Origin of the sequence: Pseudomonas lyxosi, assembly GCF_047758685.1 — a bacterium.
Classification (GTDB): Bacteria; Pseudomonadota; Gammaproteobacteria; order Pseudomonadales; family Pseudomonadaceae; genus Aquipseudomonas; species Aquipseudomonas lyxosi.
This window is the reverse complement of the sequence record NZ_CP180481.1, coordinates 6,228,481-6,253,021: the sequence shown is the minus strand read 5'-3', so window position 1 is coordinate 6,253,021 and position 24,541 is coordinate 6,228,481. Positions and strand designations below refer to the sequence as shown.

The 24,541-nt window shown below is 59.0% G+C and carries 20 protein-coding genes and 1 pseudogene; 15 read left to right on the top strand and 6 right to left on the bottom strand.

Annotation, left to right across the window (positions count from 1 at the left end):
• Window positions 1-507 precede the first annotated feature (507 nt).
• Window positions 508-1,248, bottom strand: a complete 741-nt coding sequence (locus ACMXYI_RS28660) for a phosphoadenylyl-sulfate reductase (protein WP_077430595.1) — start codon at window positions 1,246-1,248, stop codon at window positions 508-510.
• A 173-nt stretch (window positions 1,249-1,421) separates the two neighbouring features.
• Here ACMXYI_RS28660 and thrH point away from each other — a divergent pair, with 173 nt between their 5' ends.
• Entirely contained in the window at window positions 1,422-2,039 is a 618-nt protein-coding gene (thrH, locus tag ACMXYI_RS28655) for a bifunctional phosphoserine phosphatase/homoserine phosphotransferase ThrH (RefSeq protein ID WP_056744191.1), read from the top strand.
• Between the two features lie 127 nt (window positions 2,040-2,166).
• Here thrH and pabB read toward each other — a convergent pair whose 3' ends face one another.
• The 4 genes from pabB to ACMXYI_RS28635 form a co-directional block, all read right to left on the bottom strand.
• Window positions 2,167-3,504, bottom strand: a complete 1,338-nt coding sequence (gene pabB / locus ACMXYI_RS28650; RefSeq protein WP_415770378.1) for an aminodeoxychorismate synthase component I — start codon at window positions 3,502-3,504, stop codon at window positions 2,167-2,169.
• A 218-nt stretch (window positions 3,505-3,722) separates the two neighbouring features.
• Window positions 3,723-4,709 carry an alpha-L-glutamate ligase-like protein gene (locus tag ACMXYI_RS28645; protein ID WP_415770377.1) on the bottom strand — a complete coding sequence of 329 codons (987 nt, stop codon included), beginning with the start codon at window positions 4,707-4,709 and terminating at the stop codon, window positions 3,723-3,725.
• Window positions 4,709-6,244: an inactive transglutaminase family protein gene (locus ACMXYI_RS28640; RefSeq protein WP_415770375.1), complete on the bottom strand. Its 1,536-nt coding sequence runs from the start codon at window positions 6,242-6,244 to the stop codon at window positions 4,709-4,711. The genes ACMXYI_RS28645 and ACMXYI_RS28640 overlap by 1 nt, the downstream gene beginning before the upstream one ends.
• Window positions 6,245-6,249: 5 nt before the next feature.
• Window positions 6,250-6,786, bottom strand: a complete 537-nt coding sequence (locus ACMXYI_RS28635; RefSeq protein ID WP_415770373.1) for an ATP-dependent zinc protease family protein — start codon at window positions 6,784-6,786, stop codon at window positions 6,250-6,252.
• Between the two features lie 302 nt (window positions 6,787-7,088).
• On the opposite strand from ACMXYI_RS28635, the gene ACMXYI_RS28630 reads away from it, so the two are divergent.
• From ACMXYI_RS28630 to ACMXYI_RS28600, 7 genes and pseudogenes are all read left to right on the top strand, one after another.
• Window positions 7,089-7,808: a GntR family transcriptional regulator gene (locus ACMXYI_RS28630; RefSeq protein ID WP_177327884.1), complete on the top strand. Its 720-nt coding sequence runs from the start codon at window positions 7,089-7,091 to the stop codon at window positions 7,806-7,808.
• A complete protein-coding gene (prpB, locus tag ACMXYI_RS28625) occupies window positions 7,805-8,695 on the top strand; it encodes a methylisocitrate lyase (protein WP_008146328.1) in 891 nt (296 codons plus the stop codon). The genes ACMXYI_RS28630 and prpB overlap by 4 nt, the downstream gene beginning before the upstream one ends.
• Window positions 8,696-8,893: 198 nt before the next feature.
• Window positions 8,894-10,021, top strand: coding sequence for a bifunctional 2-methylcitrate synthase/citrate synthase (gene prpC / locus ACMXYI_RS28620; RefSeq protein WP_056744199.1), 1,128 nt, complete (start codon window positions 8,894-8,896; stop codon window positions 10,019-10,021).
• A gap of 203 nt (window positions 10,022-10,224) precedes the next feature.
• Window positions 10,225-12,816 (top strand): Fe/S-dependent 2-methylisocitrate dehydratase AcnD, encoded by a 2,592-nt coding sequence (acnD, locus tag ACMXYI_RS28615; protein WP_415770371.1) that lies wholly within the window; start codon window positions 10,225-10,227, stop codon window positions 12,814-12,816.
• Window positions 12,817-12,871: 55 nt separating this feature from the next.
• Window positions 12,872-14,062: a 2-methylaconitate cis-trans isomerase PrpF gene (gene prpF, locus ACMXYI_RS28610; RefSeq protein WP_415770369.1), complete on the top strand. Its 1,191-nt coding sequence runs from the start codon at window positions 12,872-12,874 to the stop codon at window positions 14,060-14,062.
• 200 nt (window positions 14,063-14,262) lie between these two features.
• The gene (prpD, locus tag ACMXYI_RS28605; RefSeq protein ID WP_415770368.1) at window positions 14,263-15,747 is read left to right on the top strand and encodes a 2-methylcitrate dehydratase; all 1,485 of its coding nucleotides are present in this window, start codon (window positions 14,263-14,265) and stop codon (window positions 15,745-15,747) included.
• Window positions 15,748-15,807: 60 nt separating this feature from the next.
• Window positions 15,808-16,464, top strand: a pseudogene (locus tag ACMXYI_RS28600) (aminotransferase class I/II-fold pyridoxal phosphate-dependent enzyme); the annotation flags it as partial.
• A gap of 112 nt (window positions 16,465-16,576) precedes the next feature.
• On the opposite strand, the gene ppsR reads toward ACMXYI_RS28600, so the two are convergent.
• Window positions 16,577-17,395: a posphoenolpyruvate synthetase regulatory kinase/phosphorylase PpsR gene (gene ppsR, locus ACMXYI_RS28595; protein WP_033055694.1), complete on the bottom strand. Its 819-nt coding sequence runs from the start codon at window positions 17,393-17,395 to the stop codon at window positions 16,577-16,579.
• Window positions 17,396-17,569: 174 nt separating this feature from the next.
• Between ppsR and ppsA the strand changes: the two genes are divergently transcribed.
• The 7 genes from ppsA (at window position 17,570) to sigX (ending at window position 24,475) form a co-directional block, all read left to right on the top strand.
• A complete protein-coding gene (gene ppsA / locus ACMXYI_RS28590; protein ID WP_095128801.1) occupies window positions 17,570-19,945 on the top strand; it encodes a phosphoenolpyruvate synthase in 2,376 nt (791 codons plus the stop codon).
• A gap of 90 nt (window positions 19,946-20,035) precedes the next feature.
• Window positions 20,036-21,025, top strand: coding sequence for an alpha/beta fold hydrolase (locus ACMXYI_RS28585; protein ID WP_415770366.1), 990 nt, complete (start codon window positions 20,036-20,038; stop codon window positions 21,023-21,025).
• A gap of 121 nt (window positions 21,026-21,146) precedes the next feature.
• The gene (gene rraA, locus ACMXYI_RS28580) at window positions 21,147-21,638 is read left to right on the top strand and encodes a ribonuclease E activity regulator RraA (protein WP_415770364.1); all 492 of its coding nucleotides are present in this window, start codon (window positions 21,147-21,149) and stop codon (window positions 21,636-21,638) included.
• 24 nt (window positions 21,639-21,662) lie between these two features.
• On the top strand, window positions 21,663-22,658 hold the full coding sequence (locus ACMXYI_RS28575; RefSeq protein ID WP_415770362.1) for a zinc transporter ZntB: 996 nt from the start codon (window positions 21,663-21,665) through the stop codon (window positions 22,656-22,658).
• A 63-nt stretch (window positions 22,659-22,721) separates the two neighbouring features.
• Window positions 22,722-22,970, top strand: coding sequence for a hypothetical protein (locus ACMXYI_RS28570; protein ID WP_008146303.1), 249 nt, complete (start codon window positions 22,722-22,724; stop codon window positions 22,968-22,970).
• Window positions 22,971-22,972: 2 nt separating this feature from the next.
• On the top strand, window positions 22,973-23,797 hold the full coding sequence (locus tag ACMXYI_RS28565) for a mechanosensitive ion channel family protein (RefSeq protein WP_415770361.1): 825 nt from the start codon (window positions 22,973-22,975) through the stop codon (window positions 23,795-23,797).
• Window positions 23,798-23,884: 87 nt separating this feature from the next.
• Entirely contained in the window at window positions 23,885-24,475 is a 591-nt protein-coding gene (gene sigX, locus ACMXYI_RS28560; protein ID WP_008146300.1) for an RNA polymerase sigma factor SigX, read from the top strand.
• Window positions 24,476-24,541: the final 66 nt, after the last annotated feature.

Sequence of the window (24,541 nt, the reverse complement as noted above, 5' to 3'; positions counted from 1 at the left end):
TCGCGGGCAGTCAGCATCATTGGTTACGGGCATCTGCAGCCTGTACGGGATAGAGCGCTTCACGCTTGCGGATCTAAAGTGTGTGTATGTTTTGGTATGATTGTATACAAAACATGTATGCACTTAAGCCAGATCCATGCCAGTCAGCGATCTATGAATTTCACTGCTAATTTCGTTTTGTTATCGGTAAGCGATAAGTGACTGAAATAAAGGCGATATAAATTGACTGTTTGAACAGGTATTTATTTTTCAGCGGGATTTGTACGAAAGGTCGACTGAGGAAGTCGGGGCAGGGCCGTGTAACTTTTTGAGGCGAAGAAATGAAAAGTGCACACACAAATGGCACCTATGGTGACATTCGTGTGTACACATTTTGTAAGCGGGTCACAGAACCTATGGGAGCGAGCCTGCTCGCGATAGCGGTGGGACATTCAACATCGATGTTGACTGCCCCACCGCTATCGCGAGCAGGCTCGCTCCTACATTTAGATCCTCACAAGACTCAGGTTATCCCTTGGATTTGCTGATGATGTTGCCTGCATGCAGACCGCATTCTTTCTGCGTCGCTTCTTCCCACCACCAGCGACCTTCGCGCTCGTGCTGGTTCGGCAACACCGGACGGGTGCAGGGCTCGCAGCCGATGCTGATGAACCCGCGTTCGTGCAGGCTGTTGTACGGCAGCTCCAGCATGCGGATGTAACCCCAGATCTCTTCGCTGGTCATTTGTGCCAGCGGGTTGAATTTGTACAGGGTGCGTTCCGGGGTGGAGAACGCGGTGTCGATTTCCAGCACTGCGACGGCGCTGCGAGTTCCAGGACTCTGATCCCGGCGCTGACCGGTGGCCCAGGCCGTCACACCCGAGAGCTTGCGACGCAGCGGCTCGATCTTGCGGATGCCGCAGCACTCGCCATGGCCGTCCTTGTAGAAACTGAACAGGCCTTTTTCCTTCACGAAAGGTTCGAGCTTGGTGTAGTCCGGCGACACCAGTTCGATGTCGATCTTGTAGTGCTCGCGCACCTGATCGATGAAGCGGTAGGTCTCGGGGTGCAAGCGGCCGGTGTCGAGGCTGAACACTTTGACGTTCTTGTTCAGCTTCCAGGCCATGTCCACCAGCACCACGTCTTCGGCGCCGCTGAAAGATATCCACAGGTCATCGCCAAACTCGGCGAACGCGAGTTTCAGGATGTCCTGGGCGGATTTGTTGGCATAGGTCGTGGCGAGTTCCACGACGTCGAACGTTGGGCTCATCAGGGCGGCTTCCTACAGGTCGGTGGCGCTGGGCGCTCTATATGGGTCTGATGGTAACAAAATCCTGCAGCCGCTGGCGCGCCCTCTGCGTTGCACCGGTCAGCCTGAGTCGCTAGAGTTCGGCAGTCCTTTTGCTCGCTCGACTCAATAATCACTACAAATGGGAGTGTCTTGTGGAAATTGCCTGTCTGGATCTTGAAGGTGTACTGGTCCCGGAAATCTGGATCGCCTTCGCCGAAAAAACCGGGATCGAGTCCCTCAGGGCTACCACCCGGGACATCCCCGACTACGACGTGCTGATGAAGCAGCGTCTGCGGATTCTCGACGAGCACGGCTTGAAACTCACTGATATCCAGGAAGTGATCGCCACGCTCAAGCCGCTGGACGGCGCCATCGAGTTCGTCAACTGGCTGCGTGAACGCTTTCAGGTGGTGATTCTGTCGGACACGTTCTATGAGTTTTCCCAGCCGCTGATGCGTCAACTGGGCTTCCCGACCTTGCTCTGCCATCGTCTGATTACTGACGATTCCGGGCGGGTGACGAGCTATCAGTTGCGTCAGAAAGATCCCAAGCGCCAGTCGGTTTTGGCCTTCAAGAGCCTCTACTACCGGGTGATCGCGGCGGGGGATTCCTACAACGACACCACGATGTTGGGCGAGGCGGATGCGGGGATTCTGTTCCATGCGCCGGACAATGTGATTCGCGAGTTTCCGCAGTTCCCGGCGGTGCACAGCTTTGAAGAGCTGAAGCAGGAATTCATCAAGGCTTCCAACAGGGCGTTGAGCCTGTAATTGCCGCCGCTGATCGTTCCCACGCTCTGCGTGGGAATGCCTCAATGGACGCTCTGCGTCCGCTTTGGGACGCGGAGCGTCCCGGGCTGCATTCCCACGCGGAGCGTGGGAACGATCAAGCGTAGAGTCAGAGGTTTTGCAGGGTATCGAGCAGTACTTTTACCTTGGTAATCGATTCCTGATACTCGGCCTGCCACTCGGAATCCGCGACGATCCCGCCACCGCCCCAGCAGCACACCTGCCCATCCTTGACCAGCAAACTGCGAATCGCGATCGAACTGTCCATCTCGCCGCGCACGTCCAGATACAGCAAAGACCCGCAGTACAACCCACGACGCGTCGGCTCCAGCTCGTCGATGATCTGCATCGCGCGAATTTTCGGTGCACCGGTAATCGAGCCGCCAGGGAAGCTGCCGGCGATCAGGTCCAGCGCGTCCCGGTCATCCGCCAGTTCCCCGGTGACGCTGCTCACCAGGTGATGTACGTTCGGGTAACTTTCCAGGCTGAACAACTCCGGCACCCGCACCGAACCGATGCGGCACGTACGGCCGAGGTCGTTGCGCAGCAGGTCAACGATCATCAGGTTTTCCGCGCGGTCCTTGGGGCTGGCCAGCAGTTCGGCGGCGTTTGCCGCATCTTCGGCAGCGGTCAGTCCGCGAGGGCGGGTGCCTTTGATCGGGCGGGTTTCCACATGGCGTTCGCTGACTTTGACGAAACGTTCTGGCGACAGGCTCAGTACCGCACCGCCGTTGGGCAAGCTCTGAAAACCGGAAAACGGCGTCGGGCACGCCGCCCGCAACGCGCAATATGCGGCCCATGGATCGCCTTGGCACTGAGCGCGGAAACGCTGGGCGAAATTGACCTGGTAACAGTCGCCGGCCTGGATGTACTGCTGAATGCGTTCTAACGCATGGCGATACTCGTCAGCGCTCAGGTCGGCCTTCATCGGGGCTTTCAACTTGAAAGACTCGATTGCTTCAGCCGTCGGCTCACTGAATAGCGTGATAAGACGCCGACGTTCGCTGTCGATCAGCGACGGGTGGAAGACCAACTGACTTGTACTCAGTTGGTGATCGCTGATCAGCGCCCAGTCGTACAGCCCGAAACGTGCGTCGGGCAATTGCAGATCGTCCTGCGCCTGACTCGGCAGGTTTTCCAGATGCCGACCGAAGTCGTAGCTCAGGTAACCGATGAGGCCGCCAGCAAAGGGCAAGTCGCAAGGAACAGCCGCTTCACCGAGTCGTGTCAGATTGTCGCGAAGGCGTTGCAGGAAATCGCTGCCACTTTCGTCAGGCAATACTGCTATTTGCTCCAGCGGCCAGGCACTGAGCAGGTCATAACGTCCACGCTCGGCACTCGGCCGGCCACTGTCGAGCAGCACGGCACCGGGGGCATGACGAATCGCCGCGAAGTACTCGGCGGGGTTGGCGCGATAGGGGAGCGGGTGTACGGAACAGGTCAACATGGGCGGGGCAGATCAGCCAACGAGGCGGGGTGGCGATTGTAGTCCCCTCGGGGAATTGCTCCTAGAGGGATGTCGGGGATTGGCAGATTGGCGGGCTGTTTGATCGTTCCCACGCTCTGCGTGGGAATGCATCCCGTGACGCTCCGCGTCACAGGCGGACGCAGAGCGTCCGTGGCGGCATTACCACGCAGAGCGTGGGAACGATCAATGTGGGAGGATCAACCTTCGACGGCCGGAATATGCCCAAACATTTCCTGAACAAACTCAACCCGTTCCTGCACCGTCTCAACAACCCCACGAGCCTTCAACTCCTCCAGGCGCGCTTCAACCGCATGGGTGCGCAACGTCAGCCCGCAATCATTGGCAATCTGAATGTTCAACCCAGGACGGGCGTTGAGCTCAAGAATCAGCGGCCCTTTCTCCTGGTCCAGCACCATGTCGACACCGATGTAACCCAGCCCGCACAGCTCATAGCAGCCTGCGGCAAGTTTCATGAAACCGTCCCAGTAGGGCAGTTGCACGCCATCCACTGCGTTGGTGGTATCCGGGTGTTTGGTGATGATGTTGTTCAGCCAGGTGCCGCGCAATGTCAGGCCGGTGGCGAGGTCGACACCAACGCCGATGGCGCCCTGGTGCAGGTTGGCCTTGCCGCCGGACTGGCGAGTGGGTAGCCGCAGCATGGCCATCACCGGGTAGCCCATCAGCACGATGATCCGAATGTCCGGCACGCCTTCATAGCTGATGCTCTTGAAGATCTGGTCCGGGGTCACGCGGTACTCGATCAGCGCCCGATCCCGGTGACCGCCCAGGGAATAGAGGCCGGTCAGGATGCTGGAGATATGGTGCTCGAGCTCCTCATAGTCGATGATCTTGCCGGACACTGTGCGATAGCGGCCCTCGAACCGGTCGGCAACCACAATGATGCCGTCACCACCCGCGCCTTGGGCCGGTTTGATCACGAAGTCGTTGCGCCCGCCGATGATGTCGTTGAGGTTGTCGATTTCTTTTTCAGTGGAAATCACGCCATACAGTTCCGGCACATGAATGCCGGCGGCGATGGCGCGTTCCTTGGTGATGATCTTGTCATCGACAATCGGGTACAGACTGCGCTTGTTGTACTTGAGCACGTAGTCTGCGTTACGCCGATTGATCCCCATGATGCCCCGGGCTTCCAAGGCCTTCCAGGTCTTCCAGAAGCCGAACATCAGGCGTCAGCCTTCTTCAGGAAGGCCTTGAAACGCACCAGTTCGGTCAGGCGGTAGCCGCGATAACGACCCATCGCCAGCATGAAGCCCACCAGGATCAACAGGATCGCCGGGAAGGTAAACACGAAGTAAACCAGCTCCGGAACGCTCATGATCAGGTGCGCCAGCGACGCGGCGAACAGCGTACCGATCGCCACTTTCATTGCGTGGCCGGAACCGCGTTCTTCCCAGGTGATCGACAGGCGTTCGATGGTCATGGTCAGAATCACCATCGGGAACAGCGCCACCGACAACCCGCGTTCCAGGCCGAGTTTATGGCTGAGCAGGCTGATCGCCGCGATCAGCACCACCACGAAAGTCAGCACCACCGACAGCCTCGGCAGCATTTGCAGCTTCAAGTGTTCAAGGTAGGAGCGCAGCGACAGGCCCAGCGCCGTGATGATCGTAAACAGCACAATACCGAAGCCGAGCTGGGTTTCCCGGAACGCCAGGGCGATCAGCACCGGAGTGAAGGTGCCGAGGGTCTGAATACCGATCAGGTTGCGCAGGATCAAAATCACCAGCACACCGATCGGGATCATCACCATGATCATGAAGGTCTGCTGGGTTTGCAGCGGCAGGCCGTACAGCGAGTATTCGAGGAAGTTGGCGTCGGTGTTTTCGTCGGTCAGCTTGGCCAGGCGAATCGCGTTCATTTCGCTGTTGTTCAGGCTGAAGGTCACGTTGGCTTTCTTGCCGCCATCGACCGTGATCAGGTTTTCGTCGCCAGTCCACCACAACAGGCGATCGGTCGGCAGGCCCTGTTCACCGGTTTCCGGGTTGAAGTACAGCCAGTCGGTGCCATTGAAGCTGCGCAACCACAGTTCCGGCATTTGCGGTTGGTCGGCCACCAGACGAATGGTGTGGACCTTTTCCACAGGCACGTGCGCGATGGACAGCACCAATTCGACGATTTTCGCCTTGTGTCCGGGGGACGGATCGCCGCCCAGCAACAGCTTCACATTGTCGTCGTTGAGATTGTTGACACGCTTGATGGCTTCGCCGATGAAGGTTTCAACGTCGGCCGAGTGCTGGCGGATCGGTGCTAGCAGGGCTTCGGCGGCGACTTTTTCCGCGCCTTCAACCGCAATGCTGTCGCGGAAGGTCGGACCTTTGACCTTGGATTTTTCACCGGTGTAGCGCTTGGTCAGCACCAGGCGGTAATAAAGGGTCTGATTGCCCTTGGCCCGACGTGCCGACCAGGTGACTTTGCGGTTGCCGTCGGCACGGTTCACGGCCACGCCGTAGTTATTGGAAATGAAGCTCTCGTTGAGGCTGACGTAATCGCGGCTCAGCGGCGGCACGAACATCTGGATCTTGACCGGGTCCTTGGTACTGGCGACGAACTCGACTTTGGCGTCGATGTTCCACAAGTCGTCGGTGGCGTCTTCGGTCACGGGGATGCCGAGCACGAAGATCTGATAGGCCGTGACTGAAATACCCAGCACCACCAGGATGGCGATCAGGAATTTCAGGTGAAGGGTAAGAGAGCGCATTGGAATTACTCTGCGGTATGAGCGTCGGTGGCGCAGGCGGGTTTGCCAGCAGCGTATTTAAGACTGGGGTCGACCAGCGCATCGAAGCGTTTCAGCGCTTCGGAGCCGATCAGGAGCGGATATTGGAAGGCGCTGCGGTCGGTCAAGTTCACTTCGATGCTGCGTAAAGCCGAACCCATGCAGATATTCAGCTCGATCACCGGACGGGCGGTGTATTTCTTGCCTTCTTCCGGGTCGTAGTCGCCGGCCCGGCGCTTGATCTTGCTGACGCGGGCCAGTGGCCGTTCGATCGGGTGCGAGTGCGCAGCGTCGATCGCCAGATAGAAGCGCACCCAGGATTCGCCATTGCGTTTGAAACGTTTGATGTCACGGGCACTCAGGGACGCGGTTTTCGCTCCGGTGTCGAGTTTGGCGGCGACTTCCAGGTCGATGCCGTCCAGGGAGGCGTACTCGTTGAGGCCGTAAACAGTCTTTTCCGCCGCCGCGGCGAAACCGGGCAGGCAAAGAAGATAAAGGAAGGTGGGGAAGGGCTTGAGTCTCATAAATCCTGGTGCGCAGCGGTCCGTACTTCGATTCAAGGCCCTGGCATCGCTGCGCAAGCTCCCTCGTATGCCTATCAACTGTTTATGACAAGCCGTGCAGATGTCACAAACAAATGCGGCCGGCATTCTAGCACGGTGGTTTTATGGCGCCACCGCCGGGAGGCGGCTATAAACAGAGGGGCTGCGTCGTTCTGGTGCAGTCGGTTATTAGACGATTGTCGACAATACCTATTTATCCTTTGACTAAAAGGTCTGTATTCGCTAGTTTTTGCGGCATCAGCTTTCAAGGTGTCGACAATATGCTGGATCAACTCGATCCCCCGGTAATAGCCCAAGACGATTCGGAGACACTTTCCGAGAACGTCTTCCGGCGCATTCAGGCGGCCATCGTCAAGGGCGAGATCGCCCCGGGCAGCAAGATCTCCGAGCCGGAACTGGCGCGCACCTATGGCATCAGCCGCGGGCCGCTGCGTGAGGCGATCCACCGTCTGGAAGGCCAGCGCCTGCTGGTTCGCGTGCCGCACGTCGGAGCGCGGGTGGTTTCGTTGAGCCATGCCGAGCTGCTGGAACTCTACGAAATCCGCGAATCCCTCGAAGGCATGGCCTGCCGTCTGGCGGCCGAACGCATGACTCTTGAAGAAATCGACGAACTGCGCCGGGTCCTCGAAACCCATGAGCGCGATGCGGCGTTTCAGGCCGGTGTCGGCTACTACCAGCAGGAAGGCGATTTCGACTTCCATTACCGAATCATCCAGGGCAGCGGCAACCGTACCCTGACGCAGATGCTCTGCGGCGAGCTCTATCAACTGGTGCGCATGTACCGCATCCAGTTTTCCACCACGCCCAATCGTCCGCGTCAGGCCTTTGCCGAGCACCACCGAATTCTCGACGCCATTGCCGACCGTGACGGTGAGCTGGCCGAGTTGTTGATGCGCCGCCACATCGGCGCCTCCAAACGCAATATCGCCCGTCACTACCAGGACGGCGCTAACCAGACAGCCACTGAACGAGGTGAGTCATGAGTTCCAACAAGAGCACTCCAGGCCAGCGTTTCCGCGATGCGGTCGCCAGCGAACATCCGCTGCAAGTGGTCGGCGCGATTAACGCCAACCATGCGTTGCTGGCCAAGCGCGCCGGTTTCAAGGCTATTTATCTGTCGGGTGGCGGGGTGGCTGCCGGCTCCCTCGGCGTGCCGGACCTGGGCATCACCGGCCTGGATGACGTGCTGACCGACGTGCGCCGCATCACTGACGTCTGCGACCTGCCGCTGCTGGTGGACGTGGACACCGGTTTCGGTTCCTCGGCGTTCAACGTCGCGCGTACCGTCAAGTCGATGATCAAGTTCGGCGCGGCGGCGATTCACATCGAAGACCAGGTCGGCGCCAAGCGCTGCGGTCACCGTCCAAATAAAGAGATCGTATCCCTGCAGGAAATGGTCGATCGGATCAAGGCTGCTGTTGATGCGCGCACCGATGACAGCTTCGTGATCATGGCCCGCACCGACGCCCTCGCGGTGGAAGGTCTGGAATCCGCTTTGGATCGCGCCGCCGCGTGCATCGAGGCCGGCGCCGACATGATTTTCCCGGAAGCCATCACCGAACTGGACATGTACAAGCTGTTCGCCAGCCGCGTGAAAGCGCCGATCCTGGCCAACATCACCGAATTCGGCGCGACACCGCTGTACACCACCGAGCAACTCGCCGCTGCCGATGTGTCGCTGGTGCTGTACCCGCTGTCGGCGTTCCGCGCGATGAACAAAGCCGCAGAAAACGTCTACACCGCGATCCGCCGCGACGGCACGCAACAGAACGTGATCGACACCATGCAGACCCGCATGGAGCTTTACGATCGCATCGATTACCACACCTTCGAGCAGAAGCTCGATGCGTTGTTTGCCGCGAAGAAGTAGAGGTTTATGTAGCAGCTGCCGAGCAGCGCGAGGCTGCGTTCGAGGCCGAAGGACTCGCCAAGCCAGGCGCTCGCGTAAGCAGGATTTACGACTGCTGCGCAGCCGGACGCAGCCTCGCAGGCTCGACAGCTGCTACGAAAAAAAGATAACCGTGTAGAAATTGCAGATTCCCTAACAAATTCAAGATTGGAGGCAGCAATGGCCGAAGCAAAAGTACTCAGTGGCGCCGGGCTCCGTGGCCAGGTTGCCGGGCAAACCGCACTGTCCACCGTGGGCCAGTCGGGCGCAGGCCTGACCTATCGTGGCTACGACGTTCGCGAACTGGCGGCTGACGCACAATTCGAAGAAGTGGCCTACCTGCTGCTTTACGGCGAACTGCCGACCAAAACTCAACTCGCCGCTTACATCAGCAAACTGGGCAAGCTGCGCGACCTGCCGCAAGCGCTGAAAGAAGTGCTGGAACGCATCCCCGCCGACGCCCACCCGATGGACGTGATGCGCACCGGTTGCTCGTTCCTGGGCAACATCGAGCCGGAGAAAGACTTCTCCGAACAACACGACGTGACTGACCGCCTGCTGGCCGCGTTCCCGGCGATCATGTGCTACTGGTATCGCTTCAGCCACGACGGCAAGCGCATCAGTTGCGTGAGCGACGAACAATCCATCGGCGGCCACTTCCTGCACCTGCTGCACGACAAGAAGCCGAGCGAGTTGCACGTCAAAGTGATGAACGTTTCGCTGATCCTCTACGCGGAACACGAGTTCAACGCCTCGACCTTCACCGCACGGGTGTGCGCCTCGACCCTGTCGGACATGTATTCCTGCGTCACGGCGGCCATTGGCTCGCTGCGCGGTCCGCTGCACGGCGGCGCCAACGAAGCGGCAATGGAAATGATCGAACGCTTCAGCTCGCCGGAAGAGGCGATCAAAGGCACCCTCGGCATGCTCGAGCGCAAGGACAAGATCATGGGCTTCGGCCACGCGATCTATAAGGACAACGATCCGCGCAACGAGGTGATCAAGGGCTGGTCGAAAAAACTCGCTGACGAAGTGGGCGACACCGTGTTGTTCCCGGTTTCCGAGGCCATCGACAAGACCATGTGGGAGCAGAAAAAACTGTTCCCGAACGCCGACTTCTACCATGCGTCGACGTACCACTTCATGGGCATCCCGACCAAGTTGTTCACACCGATTTTCGTCTGCTCGCGCCTGACCGGCTGGGCGGCGCACGTGTTCGAACAACGTGCCAACAACCGCATCATCCGCCCGAGCGCCGAGTACGTCGGCGTTGAACAGCGCAAGTTCGTGCCAATCGAACAACGCTGACCGGGGAGGGCCGGTCACTGAAATTGAAGTTCACCGAAATCCCTGTGGGAGCGGGCTTGCCCGCGATAGTGGTGGGTCAGTCGACATGTATGTTGGATGTGACTCAGTCATCGCGGGCAAGCCCGCTCCCACAGTGGATGGTGTGAACTTCAAGTCTGCTGCCAGGCCCCACCTTTTGAAACTACCGTGACCGAGTCCTGACGATGAACACTGAATTCCGTAAACCGCTGCCCGGCAGCCATCTGGATTACTTCGACGTCCGTGCGGCTGTCGAAGCCATCCAGCCCGGCGCCTACGACACTCTGCCGTACACCTCCCGCGTGCTGGCGGAAAACCTGGTGCGTCGCTGCGACCCGGCCACGCTCACCGAATCCCTGAAGCAATTCATCGAGCGCAAACGCGACCTTGACTTCCCGTGGTTCCCGGCCCGTGTGGTGTGCCACGACATTCTCGGCCAAACCGCGCTGGTCGACCTCGCCGGCCTGCGTGATGCCATCGCCCTGCAAGGTGGCGACCCGGCGCAAGTGAACCCGGTGGTACCGACGCAATTGATCGTCGATCACTCCCTGGCCGTCGAGCGCGGTGGCTTCGATCCGGAGGCGTTCGAGAAGAACCGCGCCATCGAAGACCGTCGCAACGAAGACCGTTTCCACTTCATCAACTGGACCAAAAAAGCCTTCAAGAACGTTGATGTGATTCCACCGGGCAACGGGATCATGCACCAGATCAACCTGGAGAAAATGTCTCCGGTGATCCAGGTGCGCGACGGCGTGGCGTTCCCCGATACTTGCGTCGGCACCGACAGTCACACCCCGCACGTCGATGCACTGGGCGTGATCGCCATTGGTGTCGGCGGTCTGGAAGCTGAAAGCGTGATGCTTGGCCGCGCGTCCTGGATGCGTCTGCCGGAAAGCGTCGGCGTCGAATTGACTGGCAAGCTGCAACCGGGCATCACCGCCACCGACATGGTGCTGGCGCTGACCGAGTTCCTGCGTCAGCAAAAAGTCGTCGGCGCGTGGTTGGAGTTCTTCGGCGAAGGCGCCTCCGCGCTGACCCTCGGCGACCGCGCGACCATCTCCAACATGGCCCCGGAATACGGCGCCACCGCAGCGATGTTCTACATCGACCAGCAGACCATCGACTACCTGAAACTCACCGGCCGTGAAGACGAGCAGGTGCAACTGGTCGAGAACTATGCGAAGACCACAGGCCTGTGGGCTGACAGCTTGAAGAATGCGCAATACGAGCGTGGGTTGAGCTTCGACCTGTCCTCGGTGGTGCGCAACATGGCCGGCCCGAGCAACCCGCACGCCCGCGTCGCGACCTCGGACCTCGCCGCCCAAGGCATCTCCGGTCAGTGGACCGAAGTGCCCGGCCAGATGCCGGACGGCGCGGTGATCATCGCCGCCATCACCAGTTGCACCAACACCAGCAACCCGCGCAACGTCATTGCCGCCGGCCTGTTGGCGCGCAATGCCAACAAGCTCGGGTTGACCCGCAAGCCGTGGGTCAAATCGTCCCTGGCGCCGGGTTCGAAAACCGTGGCGCTGTACCTGGATGAAGCCGGCCTGACCACCGAACTGGAGCAACTCGGTTTCGGTATCGTCGCCTTCGCCTGCACCACCTGCAACGGCATGTCCGGCGCGCTGGACCCAGTGATTCAGCAAGAGATCATCGACCGCGACTTGTACGCCACTGCCGTGTTGTCCGGTAACCGCAACTTCGACGGCCGGATCCACCCGTACGCCAAGAACGCGTTCCTCGCTTCGCCGCCGTTGGTCGTGGCTTACGCCATCGCCGGGACCATCCGTTTCGACATCGAAAAAGATGTGTTGGGTGTGGTCGACGGTAAGGAAATCCGCCTGAAAGACATCTGGCCGAGCGACGAAGAAATCGACGCAGTGGTCAAGGCATCGGTCAAACCTGAGCAGTTCCGTCAGGTCTACATCCCGATGTTCGCCATCCACGAAGACACCGGTCCGAAAGTGACGCCGCTGTACGACTGGCGCGAGATGAGCACCTACATCCGCCGTCCGCCGTACTGGGAAGGCGCGCTGGCCGGTGCACGTCCGCTCAAGGGCATGCGCCCGCTGGCAGTGCTGCCGGACAACATCACCACCGATCACCTGTCGCCGTCCAACGCGATCATGCTCGACAGCGCCGCCGGTGAATACCTGGCGAAAATGGGCTTGCCGGAAGAGGACTTCAACTCTTACGCAACGCACCGCGGTGATCACTTGACCGCGCAACGCGCCACCTTCGCCAACCCGAAACTGTTCAACGAAATGGTCCAGGAAAACGGCAAGGTCAAACAGGGTTCGCTAGCTCGCGTCGAGCCGGAAGGCCAGGTCATGCGCATGTGGGAAGCCATCGAAACCTACATGGAACGCAAGCAGCCGCTGATCATCATCGCTGGCGCCGACTACGGTCAGGGTTCGTCCCGCGACTGGGCGGCGAAGGGCGTGCGTCTGGCGGGTGTGGAAGCGATTGCGGCCGAAGGCTTCGAGCGCATTCACCGCACCAACCTGGTGGGCATGGGCGTGTTGCCGCTGGAGTTCAAACCGGGCACCGATCGCAAGACATTGGGCATCGACGGCAGCGAAACCTACGACGTGATCGGTGAGCGCACCCCGCGTGCCGAGCTGACGCTGGTGATCAACCGCAAGAACGGCGAACGCGTCGAAGTGCCGGTGACCTGCCGCCTCGACACCGCCGAAGAAGTGTCGATCTACGAGGCTGGCGGCGTGCTGCAACGCTTCGCTCAGGACTTCCTTGAATCGGCAGTAGCCGTCTAAATCACGACGTGCGGACACGGGATGTTGAGTCCCGTGTCTGCTTTGAAGGAGCACCATGGCTCACGCACCTCAAATCAAAATCCCCGCCACCTACATGCGCGGCGGCACCAGCAAAGGCGTGTTCTTCAGCCTGAAAGACCTGCCCGAAGCGGCACAGGTTCCAGGGCCTGCTCGCGATGCCTTGTTGCTGCGCGTGATCGGCAGCCCCGACCCGTACGACAAGCAAATCGACGGCATGGGCGGCGCGACCTCCAGCACCAGCAAAACCGTGATCCTGTCGAAAAGCATCAAGGCCGATCACGACGTCGATTACCTGTTCGGTCAGGTGTCCATCGACAAGCCTTTCGTCGATTGGAGCGGCAACTGCGGCAACCTGTCGGCGGCGGTCGGTTCGTTCGCCATCAGCAATGGTTTGGTGGACGCCAGCCGTATCCCGCAGAACGGCGTTGCCGTGGTTCGCGTGTGGCAGGCCAACATCGGCAAGACCATCATCGCCCACGTGCCGATCACCAACGGTGAAGTGCAGGAAACCGGCGATTTCGAACTCGACGGCGTGACCTTTCCAGCCGCTGAAGTGCAGGTCGAATTCATGGACCCGGCAGCGGAAGAAGAGGGCGGTGGCGGTTCGATGTTTCCTACCGGCAACCTGGTGGATGACCTCGAAGTGCCCGGCGTCGGAACCTTCAAGGCGACCATGATCAATGCCGGTATTCCGACGATTTTCGTCAATGCCGAAGACATCGGTTACACCGGTACCGAGCTGCAAGGCGCGATCAACAGTGATCCGAAAGCGCTGCTGATGTTTGAAACCATTCGGGCTTACGGTGCACTGCGCATGGGCCTGATCAAGGATCTGGACGAAGCGGCCAAGCGTCAGCACACGCCCAAGGTTGCCTTTGTGGCCAAGCCTGCGGACTACGTTGCTTCGAGTGGCAAAGCGATTGCTGCGGGCGATGTCGATCTGCTAGTGCGGGCGCTGTCCATGGGCAAGTTGCACCACGCGATGATGGGCACGGCGGCGGTGGCGATTGGTACGGCGGCGGCGATTTCCGGCACGCTGGTGAACCTTGCAGCGGGTGGTATTGAGCGCAATGCTGTGCGTTTCGGGCATCCGTCCGGCACGTTGCGCGTGGGTGCTGAGGCGAACCAGGTGAACGGTGAGTGGACCGTGAACAAAGCCATCATGAGCCGCAGTGCGCGGGTGTTGATGGAAGGCTTTGTCCGTATTCCCTGCGATTCTTTCTGAATAAACACAAAACCCTGTGGGAGCGAGCTTGCTCGCGATAGCGGTGGGTCAGTCGACATCAATGTTGAATGTGATGGCCTAATCGCGAGCAAGCTCGCTCCCACAGGTGACCGCGTTCCAAAATAAGAAAGTAGTAACTGACTGAGATTGCCCCCTGAACCGAGGTCCCATCAACGAACCACTTCAAGAGTGAATCGAACATGAGCACCAACGTCGACCAGAACAACCGCCCCGACTACGACACAGTCCTGCAGGACATTGCCGACTACGTCCTCAACTTCAAGATCCAATCCGCCGAAGCCCTCGACACCGCCCGCAACTGCCTGATGGACACGTTGGGCTGCGGCCTGCTGGCCCTGCGCTTTCCCGAATGCACCAAACACCTCGGCCCCATGGTGGAAGGCACCGTCGTCCCGTTCGGCGCCCGCGTCCCCGGCACCAGTTATCGCCTCGACCCGGTCAAGGCGGCGTGGGACATCGGTTGCATCGTCCGCTGGCTCGACTACAACGACACCTGGCTCGCCGCCGAATGGGGCCATCCGTCCGATAACCTCGGCGGCATTCTCGCGGTGGCCGATCACCTGTCGCAAAAACGCCTCGCCAATGGCGATGCGCCGCTGACCGTTCGCGTGGTACTCGAAGCCATGATCATGGCTCACGAAATCCAGGGCGTGATCGCGCTGGAAAACTCCTTCAATCGCGTAGGTCTTGATCACGTCATCCTGGTGAAAGTCGCCTCGACCGCCGTCACCGCCAAGCTGATGGGCGCCAACCGTGAGCAGTTGTTGTCCGCGTTGTCCCATGCGTTCGCCGACGGTCAGGCGCTGCGCACTTATCGTCATGCGCCTAATGCCGGGTCGCGCAAATCCTGGGCGGCAGGCGACGCGTCCAGCCGTGGCGTGCGATTGGCGGACATCGCGATGCGCGGCGAAATGGGCATCCCCGGCGTACTGACCGCCAAACAATGGGGCTTCTACGACGTGCTATTCAGCCACACCAACAACGACCTGGCGCTCAAGCCCGAAGACAGCCGCGCCTTCAGCTTCTCCCGGCCGTACGGCAGTTACGTGATGGAAAACGTGCTGTTCAAAATCAGCTTCCCCGCCGAATTTCACGCGCAAACGGCCTGCGAAGCGGCAGTGACGTTGCATCCGCAAGTCAGAAATCGCCTGCACGAAATCGACAAAATCGTCATCACTACCCACGAATCGGCGATCCGCATCATCTCCAAGGTCGGCCCGCTGGCCAACGCTGCGGACCGTGACCATTGCATTCAGTACATGACCGCCGTGCCGCTGGCGTTCGGCAATCTGGTGGCCGAGCAGTACGAGGACGACTTCCACGCGGCGCATCCGATCATCGATGTGCTGCGCGAAAAAATGGTCATCGTCGAAGACCCGCGCTACACCCGCGAATACCTGGAGGCCGACAAACGCTCCATCGCCAATGCGATACAGGTGTTCTTCAAGGATGGCTCCAGCACCGAGAACGTGTTGGTGGAATACCCGATCGGCCATCGCCGTCGCCGCACCGACGGTATTCCGCTGCTGGAAGACAAGTTCAAGGCCAACCTGGCGACCCGCTTCAACGCCCAGCGCAGCGCCGAGATTTTTGCGTTGTGCAAGGATCAGGCTGCGCTTGAGGCGACACCGGTGAATCGGTTTGTGGATTTGTTTGTGATCTGACCGTCGCCCAGGGGTTTGCTTTTTTGCCGATGAGCCACTTTTCCACAGGCAATTTGGTGACCGACGATCCAGAATCCTACGGCTGCAGTGATGTCCGTCGCACGGCGCGAGGCGATTGCAGAGGTCTGTCGGCAGCACAATCTGTTGATCTTTGAAGACGAAGCCCACGCGGTATTGGCTCAACAGCGACCGTTACCCTTGAGCCATTTCGCCCCGGAGCGCTCGGTGCTGATCGGCAGCCTGAGCAAGGCGGTTTCGGCGGGTTTGCGAGTCGGTTACCTGCATGCGCCGCAACCGTTGATCGGACGCTTGAGCGCAGCCGTGCGCGGGACGTGCTGGATGGCCAGCCCGTTGTCGCTGGAGGTGGCGAGTCTGTGGATAGAAAACGGTATTGCCGAGCAGTTGCTGGGCCAGCAGATTGCCGAGATCGGTCGGCGCAAGGCGTTGGTGAGTGGTGTGCTGGAAGGCTTGGCGTACAAAACTCATTCACACAGTCCGCACTTCTGGATTGAAGTGCCTGAGCCGTGGCGGGCGTCGCAAATTGCTGAGGAGCTCAAGGAGAATAATTATCTGATCGCCACCGCTGAGGCGTTTGCGGTCGGGCATGGGGCGGTGCCGCAGTTCATCAGGGCGAGTGTTTGCAATTCGGCGGGGGATGATCGGTTGTTGCTTCAAGGGTTTGAAGCGTTGGCGGGGGCATTGGCTGAGACCGAGTGATCGTTCTTCGCGAGCAGGCTCGCTCCCACATTAGATCGAGTCGCGGGAAAAGTGCGCGGTCAAATGTGGGAGCGAGCCTGCTCGCGAAGGCGGCCTGACAGACGCTAAAGAACTACTTGAACCGCCGCTCGACCCCTTTCTCCACCAAAATCTTCGCCGAAATCTCTTCCACCGAAAAATGCGTGGAATTGATGTGCGGAATGTTCTCGCGGCGGAACAGATTCTCCACCTCGCGCACTTCGAATTCGCACTGGGCGTAGCTCGAATAGCGGCTGTTGGGCTTGCGCTCGTTGCGGATCGCGGTGAGGCGGTCCGGATCGATGGTCAGGCCGAACAGTTTGTGCTGGTGGGCACGCAGGGTGGCTGGCAGTTGCAGGCGTTCCATGTCGTCTTCGGTCAGCGGATAGTTGGCCGCGCGGATGCCGAACTGCATGGCCATGTACAGGCACGTCGGCGTCTTACCACAACGCGACACGCCCACTAGGATCAGGTCTGCCTTGTCGTAATAATGCGTGCGCGCACCGTCGTCGTTGTCGAGGGCGAAGTTCACCGCCTCGATCCGCTCCATGTAATTGGAGTTGCTGCCAATCGAGTGGGACTTGCCGACGGTGTAGGAAGAATGCTCGGTCAATTCCTGTTCAAGAGGCGCCAGGAAGGTCGAGAAAATGTCGATCATGAAACCATTGGACGTTGCGAGGATCTCACGGATGTCCTGATTGACAATGGTGTCGAAGATGATCGGCCGAAAGCCGTCGGTTTCGGCGGCTTTGTTGATTTGTTGTACCATGGCCCGCGCTTTATCCACGTTGTCGATGTAGGGCCGCGTGAATTTGCTGAAGGTAATGTTTTCGAACTGCGCCAGGAGGCTTTGGCCGAGGGTCTCGGCTGTGATGCCGGTGCCATCGGAGATAAAGAAAGCAGATCGTTTCATTTGCACCTTGGGCCTTAAGCTAGTGACGAATCTTGGATATGATAGGCGCGATTTGCCGGCCGCCAGTGGCCCGCATTCTCACTTATTTTCCAGGTCCAGGCCATACAGCTGGCAAACGCTCCATAGAGCAGCCGGCTTCTGAGCTTTTCCAACACAGTTAGTGGAGAGATCACCTTGGTAGAGTACGTAGTTTCCCTCGATAAGCTCGGCGTCCATGATGTAGAGCACGTAGGGGGCAAGAACGCATCCCTGGGCGAGATGATCAGTAACCTTGCAGGTGCCGGTGTATCGGTGCCCGGTGGCTTCGCCACGACAGCTCAGGCTTATCGTGATTTTCTCGAGCTGAGCGGCCTGAACGATCAGATCCACGCCGCCCTCGACGCCCTGGACGTCGACGATGTCAATGCCCTGGCCAAGACCGGTGCCCAGATCCGTCAATGGATCATGGAAGCCGAATTCCCCGAGAAGCTCAACGCCGAGATCCGCACCGCGTTCGCCACGCTGTCGGCCGGCAACCCTGACATGGCTGTGGCCGTGCGCTCTTCCGCTACCGCCGAAGACCTGCCGGACGCTTCTTTCGCCGGTCAGCAGGAAACCTTCCTGAACATCCGTGGTGTCGAAAACGTTATTCGTGCCGCCAAAGAGGTGTTCGCTTCGCTGTTTAACGATCGCGCGATTTCCTACCGCGTCCACCAGGGCTTCGACCACAAGCTGGTTGCCCTGTCGGCCGGCGTGCAGCGCATGGTCCGCTCCGAAACCGGCACCGCCGGCGTGATGTTCACCCTCGATACCGAATCGGGCTTCCGTGACGTGGTGTTCATCACTGGCGCCTACGGCCTGGGTGAAACCGTCGTACAAGGCGCGGTGAACCCGGATGAGTTCTACGTCCACAAAGGCACGCTGGCAGCCGGGCGTCCGGCCATCCTGCGTCGCAACCTGGGCAGCAAGGCCATCAAGATGATCTACGGCGAAGTCGCCACGGCCGGTAAGTCGGTCAAGACCATCGACGTCGACAAGGCTGATCGCGCACGTTTCTGCCTGAGCGACGCCGAAGTCAGCGAACTGGCCAAGCAAGCGATGATCATCGAGAAGCACTACAAGTGCCCGATGGACATCGAATGGGCCAAAGACGGCGACGACGGCAAGCTCTACATCGTTCAGGCGCGTCCTGAAACCGTGAAGAGCCGCACTTCGGCCAATGTCATGGAACGCTACCTGTTGAAAGAAACCGGCACCGTGCTGGTTGAAGGTCGCGCCATCGGCCAGCGCATCGGCGCCGGCAAGGTCCGCATCATCAAGGACGTGTCCGAGATGGACAAGGTCCAGCCAGGCGACGTTCTGGTCTCCGACATGACCGACCCGGACTGGGAACCGGTCATGAAGCGCGCCAGCGCCATTGTCACCAACCGTGGCGGCCGTACTTGCCACGCGGCGATCATCGCTCGCGAGCTGGGCATCCCGGCCGTGGTCGGTTGCGGCAACGCTACCCAGCTGTTGAAAGACGGCCAGGGCGTGACCGTGTCCTGCGCTGAAGGTGACACCGGTTACATCTTCGAAGGCGAACTGGGCTTCGACATCAAGAAAAACTCCGTGGACGCCATGCCTGATCTGCCGTTCAAGATCATGATGAACGTCGGCAACCCGGATCGCGCCTTCGACTTCGCACAGTTGCCGAACGCCGGTGTGGGCCTGGCCCGTCTGGAGTTCATCATCAACCGCATGATCGGTGTTCACCCGAAAGCGCTGTTGAACTACGACGGTCTGCCGCAGGACATCAAGGACAGCGTCGACAAGCGCATCGCCGGTTACGACGATCCGGTTGGCTTCTATGTCGACAAGCTGGTTGAAGGCATCAGCACCCTGGCCGCTGCGTTCACCCCGAAAAAGGTCATCGTGCGTCTGTCGGACTTCAAGTCCAACGAATACGCCAACCTGATCGGCGGCAAGCTCTACGAGCCGGAAGAAGAAAACCCGATGCTGGGCTTCCGCGGTGCTTCGCGTTACATCAGCGAAGCGTTCCGTGACTGCTTCGAGCTCGAGTGCCGCGCCCTCAAGCGTGTGCGCAACGAGATGGGCCTGACCAACGTTGAAATCATGGTGCCGTTCGTCCGTACATTGGGCGAAGCGAGCCAAGTGATCGATCTGTTGGCCGAAAATGGCCTGGCTCGCGGCGAGAATGGTCTGCGCATCATCATGATGTGCGAATTGCCGTCCAACGCGATCCTCGCTGAAGAATTCCTCGAGTTCTTCGACGGCTTCTCCATTGGCTCCAACGACCTGACCCAGCTGACCCTGGGCCTGGACCGTGACTCCGGGATCATCGCGCACCTGTTTGACGAGCGTAATCCGGCGGTCAAGAAGCTGCTGGCCAACGCGATTCAGGCCTGCAACAAGGCTGGCAAGTACATCGGCATTTGCGGTCAGGGTCCTTCGGACCACCCTGATCTGGCCAAATGGCTGATGGAGCAGGGCATCGAAAGCGTTTCGTTGAACCCCGATTCCGTACTGGAAACCTGGTTCTTCCTGGCTGAAGGTCAAGCTTCGGCTTGATGTGAATGAAGCCTCGGTCAAGTGGCCGAGGCTTTAAGAATCAAGTAGGGCGGGCTCCTCTGGAAGCCGCCCTTTTTTGTGCAAGAGCATATGCAAAGCAGCAGCAACCTATTTCCTGTCGCCCTGATCAGCGCCGAGCGGCGCGGCGATCTGAGCGAAGACGTCTATCGTCTGAAACCCGGCAACAGCCCTGACGGCACCGTCGAACTGGCTGTGACGCGCCTGGGCATGGCGGATGGCTCAGACGCGCGTGGCGTTCCGGTTATTTTGCTTCACGGCAGCTTTTCCAATCGCCGGTTCTGGTTTTCCCCGAAGGGGCTTGGACTGGGCGCCTATCTGACGCGTCTGGGATTCGATGTATGGATTCCCGAAATGCGTGGCCACGGCCTGTCCCAGCGTAACCAGAACTACCGCAAGAACCGCGTCGCCGACTACGCCCGTTACGATTTGCCGGCCATTGGCGCGTTCGTGCGCGAGCAAAGCGGCCAGATTCCGCACTGGATCGGCCACTCGCTGGGCGGGATTACCCTGGCGGCAGCGCTGGGTGGTGAGTACATCGGTGAGCCGGTGGTGGCTTCCGCGGCGTTTTTCGGTACGCAAGTGAGCCGCACCTATTGGCCGTTGAAGATTCCGCCGGTGGAGTGGAGCGGGCGCTTCATTCTCAAACGTTTTGCCCAGTTGTCCGGTTCACGGCTCAAGCGCGGCCCGGAGGACGAGCCCATTGGCCTGGCCCTGGAAAGCATGCGCTGGTATGGCCTGTTCGGGCGCTTTGGCGATGCCGACAAGGATTGGTGGGCCGGATTGGCCGACGTTCAGTTGCCGGTATTGGCCGTGAGTGCCGCAGGTGACCATCAGGACCCGACCTGGGCTTGTCGCAAGTTGTTCGATCAGGTGGGTTCCGAGCATAAGCAATTTATCAACCTGGGTCGCGAGCAGGGCTTTGGCGATAATTTCGGTCATGTGGAGATGCTTGTCAGCAAAGCCGCCCAGACGGAAGTCTGGCCGCTGGTGGCGCGCTGGTTGGCAGATCAGCAGACGCCATTGCTGGGTGAAAAACCGGATCGGGCTGCGGCGGTCTGAGCCTGATGCTCTAACAAGGGCATTTCGCTCTGTTCGGCTTGCGGCTAAGATATGACGCATTGAGCTGTTCTGGTCACGTTTTGACACCCTCGATTGTCTTCCTCTTTACAGGAGTTTCTCGATGAACCATTACCTCACGCCTGACCTGTGCGACGCCTATCCGGAGCTGGTGCAGGTGCTGGAACCGATGTTCAACAATTTCGGCGGCCGTGATTCCTTCGGCGGCGAAATCGTGACCATCAAATGCTTCGAAGACAACTCGCTGGTCAAGGAACAAGCCGAGCTCAAGGGCAATGGCAAGGTGTTGGTGGTTGATGGTGGCGGTTCCCTGCGTCGTGCGCTGCTGGGCGACATGATCGCCGAGAAAGCCGCGAAAAACGGTTGGGAAGGGCTGGTGATCTACGGTTGCATCCGTGACGTCGACGTCATTGCGCAAACCGATCTAGGTGTTCAGGCGCTGGCCAGCCACCCGATGAAAACCGACAAACGCGGCATCGGCGATCTCAACGTAGCGGTGACCTTTGCCGGCGTGACGTTCCATCCAGGCCATTACATCTATGCGGACAACAACGGCGTGATCATCTCGCCAAGCCCGCTGAAAATGCCTGAATAAACAGAAACCAACAAAGGGATGCGGATGTTCGAGGAAGAAAACGCGCAGTGGGGGCTGGTGCATGCCCTGGTGCTGGACGGTAAAGGCGGTGCGCGTTCGATAGCCCGGACTGAACTCGATGACTTGCAGCTGCAGGCCCATGAAAGCCTGTGGCTGCACTGGGATCGCAGTCACCCGCAAACCCAGACTTGGCTGCGCAAATCCAGCGGTCTGAGCGAATTCAGCTGTGATCTTTTACTTGAAGAAAACACCCGACCGCGTCTTTTACAGCTTTCGGACAGCGAACTGCTGCTATTTTTGCGTGGGGTCAACCTGAATCCGGGCGCCGAGCCTGAAGACATGGTCTCGGTGCGGATTTTCGCGTCGGCCCAGCGGGTTATTTCTCTGCGTTTGCGTCCGTTGCGCGCCACCGATGAGTTGCTGGTGCAGCTCGCCGAAGGCAAAGGACCGAAAACGGCGTCAGAACTCATCCTTTATATGGCGCAATACCTCACCAACAAGGTGCAGGATCTGGTCAGTTGCCTCTCGGAAGTGGTCGATGAGGAAGAAGAAAAGCTGGATGCCGACGAACGGTACACGCCCGAGCACGGCGCCGTTTTACAGATCCGTCGCAGGGCCGCTGCGCTGAAACGTTTTCTTGCACCTCAACGGGATATTTTTGGCCAACTGACGCGTATAAAGCTGCCATGGTTCGTCGAGGACGATGGCGATTACTGGAACGAATTGAACAACAGCCTGACCCGGTATCTCGAGGAGCTGGAATTGACCCGGGAGCGGGTGGGGTTGGTCCTTGAGGCCGAAGATAGACGTTTGAGCGTGCGAATGAACCGCACGATGTACCGCTTCGGGATCATCACCGGGATCTTTTTGCCGATGAGTTTTCTAGCGGGTCTTTTAGGTATCAATGTCGGTGGGATTCCGTTCTCTGCAAGCCCCTATGGCTTCCTGATCGCGTGTCTGATGATGGTCTCGGTGGCGCTGGGGCAGTGGTGGTTATTCCGACGTTTGCGCTGGGTATGAGGGTGAGCCATGTGACCCGAGCAAATTTGACCGCGTCTTTCACTGACATCACGAGAGGTGCGTATGCACGATCCGTTTGAACAGTCTTTGCGTGACATGCTCAAGGCATCACCGTCCACCCGGGACGACGATGCGTGCCTTGGGCGTGTACTGAAAACCGCCAACCGCCAGGTCGGCGCCGGTGATCTGTTCAGCCTGCTGGGCCGCTGGCTGCCCGCGCTGATGATTGCCTTGAATAACGGATCGGCCCATGTCGCTCCGGTTTCCCGCCACCGTAAACCTACCGTTCGCACTGCTGATAAGGCTGATTGAATATGGAACTTGATCTCTGGACTCAGAGCCTCGTCACTGCAATGACTGCGTTATGGACCAAGGTTGCAAATTTCATCCCGAACCTGTTCGGCGCACTGGTTGTGTTGCTGTTGGGTTTCGTCGTTGCGAAACTTTTGGACACTTTGTTGTCCAAGTTGCTCGCCAAGCTGGGGCTCGATCGCCTGATGGGCGGCACCGGACTGACCAAATTGCTGTCCCGGGCCGGACTTCAAGTGCCGATCTCGACCTTGATTGGCAAGATTGTCTATTGGTTCGTTCTGCTGATTTTTCTGGTTTCTGCCGCAGAATCCCTTGGACTTGAGCGAGTTTCGGCTACGCTTGACATGCTTGCGCTGTATTTGCCGAAAGTATTTGGCGCCGCGCTGGTGCTGCTTGTGGGTGTTTTGCTCGCGCAATTGGCCAATGGGCTGGTGCGGGGTGCGGCAGAGGGCGTAGGGCTGGACTACGCTGCGGGCCTGGGGAGAATTGCCCAGGGCCTGGTGATTATCATCAGTATTTCGGTCGCAATCAGCCAGCTGGAGGTCAAGACTGACCTGCTCAACCACGTGATTGTGATCGTATTGATTACCGTTGGTCTGGCGGTTGCGCTGGCCATGGGGTTGGGAAGCCGGGAAATTGCCGGTCAGATTCTTGCGGGAATCTATGTGCGTGAGTTGTATCAGGTTGGGCAACAAGTGCGTGTTGGCGAGGTCGAAGGTCAGATCGAAGAGATCGGCACGGTTAAGACCACATTGCTGACCGAGGAGGGTGAGCTAGTCTCTCTCTCCAATCGGATCCTCCTGGAGCAGCATGTGAGTAGCCGCTAATTCGGCAAACCCTGCTAATGTATGCCGCCGCAAAGTGCCCTGAAAGCGCTTTGGCGGACATTGACCTGACTGTCGGCCCGACTTGTTTTGAATAAAGCTCAATCGCTGTCCACGCGCTACGACCCCCGCGAGCTCTCTGATGAGGAGTTGGTCGCGCGCTCGCATACCGAGCTGTTTCACGTAACGCGCGCCTATGAAGAACTGATGCGGCGTTACCAGCGAACATTATTTAACGTCTGTGCACGGTATCTTGGGAACGATCGTGACGCAGACGATGTCTGTCAGGAAGTGATGTTGAAGGTGCTGTATGGCCTGAAGAACTTCGAGGGCAAATCGAAGTTCAAGACATGGCTCTATAGCATCACGTACAACGAGTGCATCACGCAGTATCGGAAAGAACGGCGAAAGCGTCGCTTGATGGATGCTTTGAGTCTGGACCCCCTCGAGGAAGCGTCTGAAGAGAAGGCGCCGAAACCTGAGGATAAGGGTGGACTTGATCGCTGGTTAGTGTATGTGAACCCGATTGACCGTGAAATTCTGGTGCTACGATTTGTCGCAGAGCTGGAATTTCAAGAGATCGCGGATATCATGCACATGGGTTTGAGTGCAACAAAAATGCGTTACAAACGTGCTCTAGATAAATTGCGTGAGAAATTTGCAGGCATTGCTGAAACTTAGTTCGGCGCAAATATCTCTTACGTGTAGGCAAGTTCTGATAGACTTGCCGCCGAGTTGTCCCCCGGT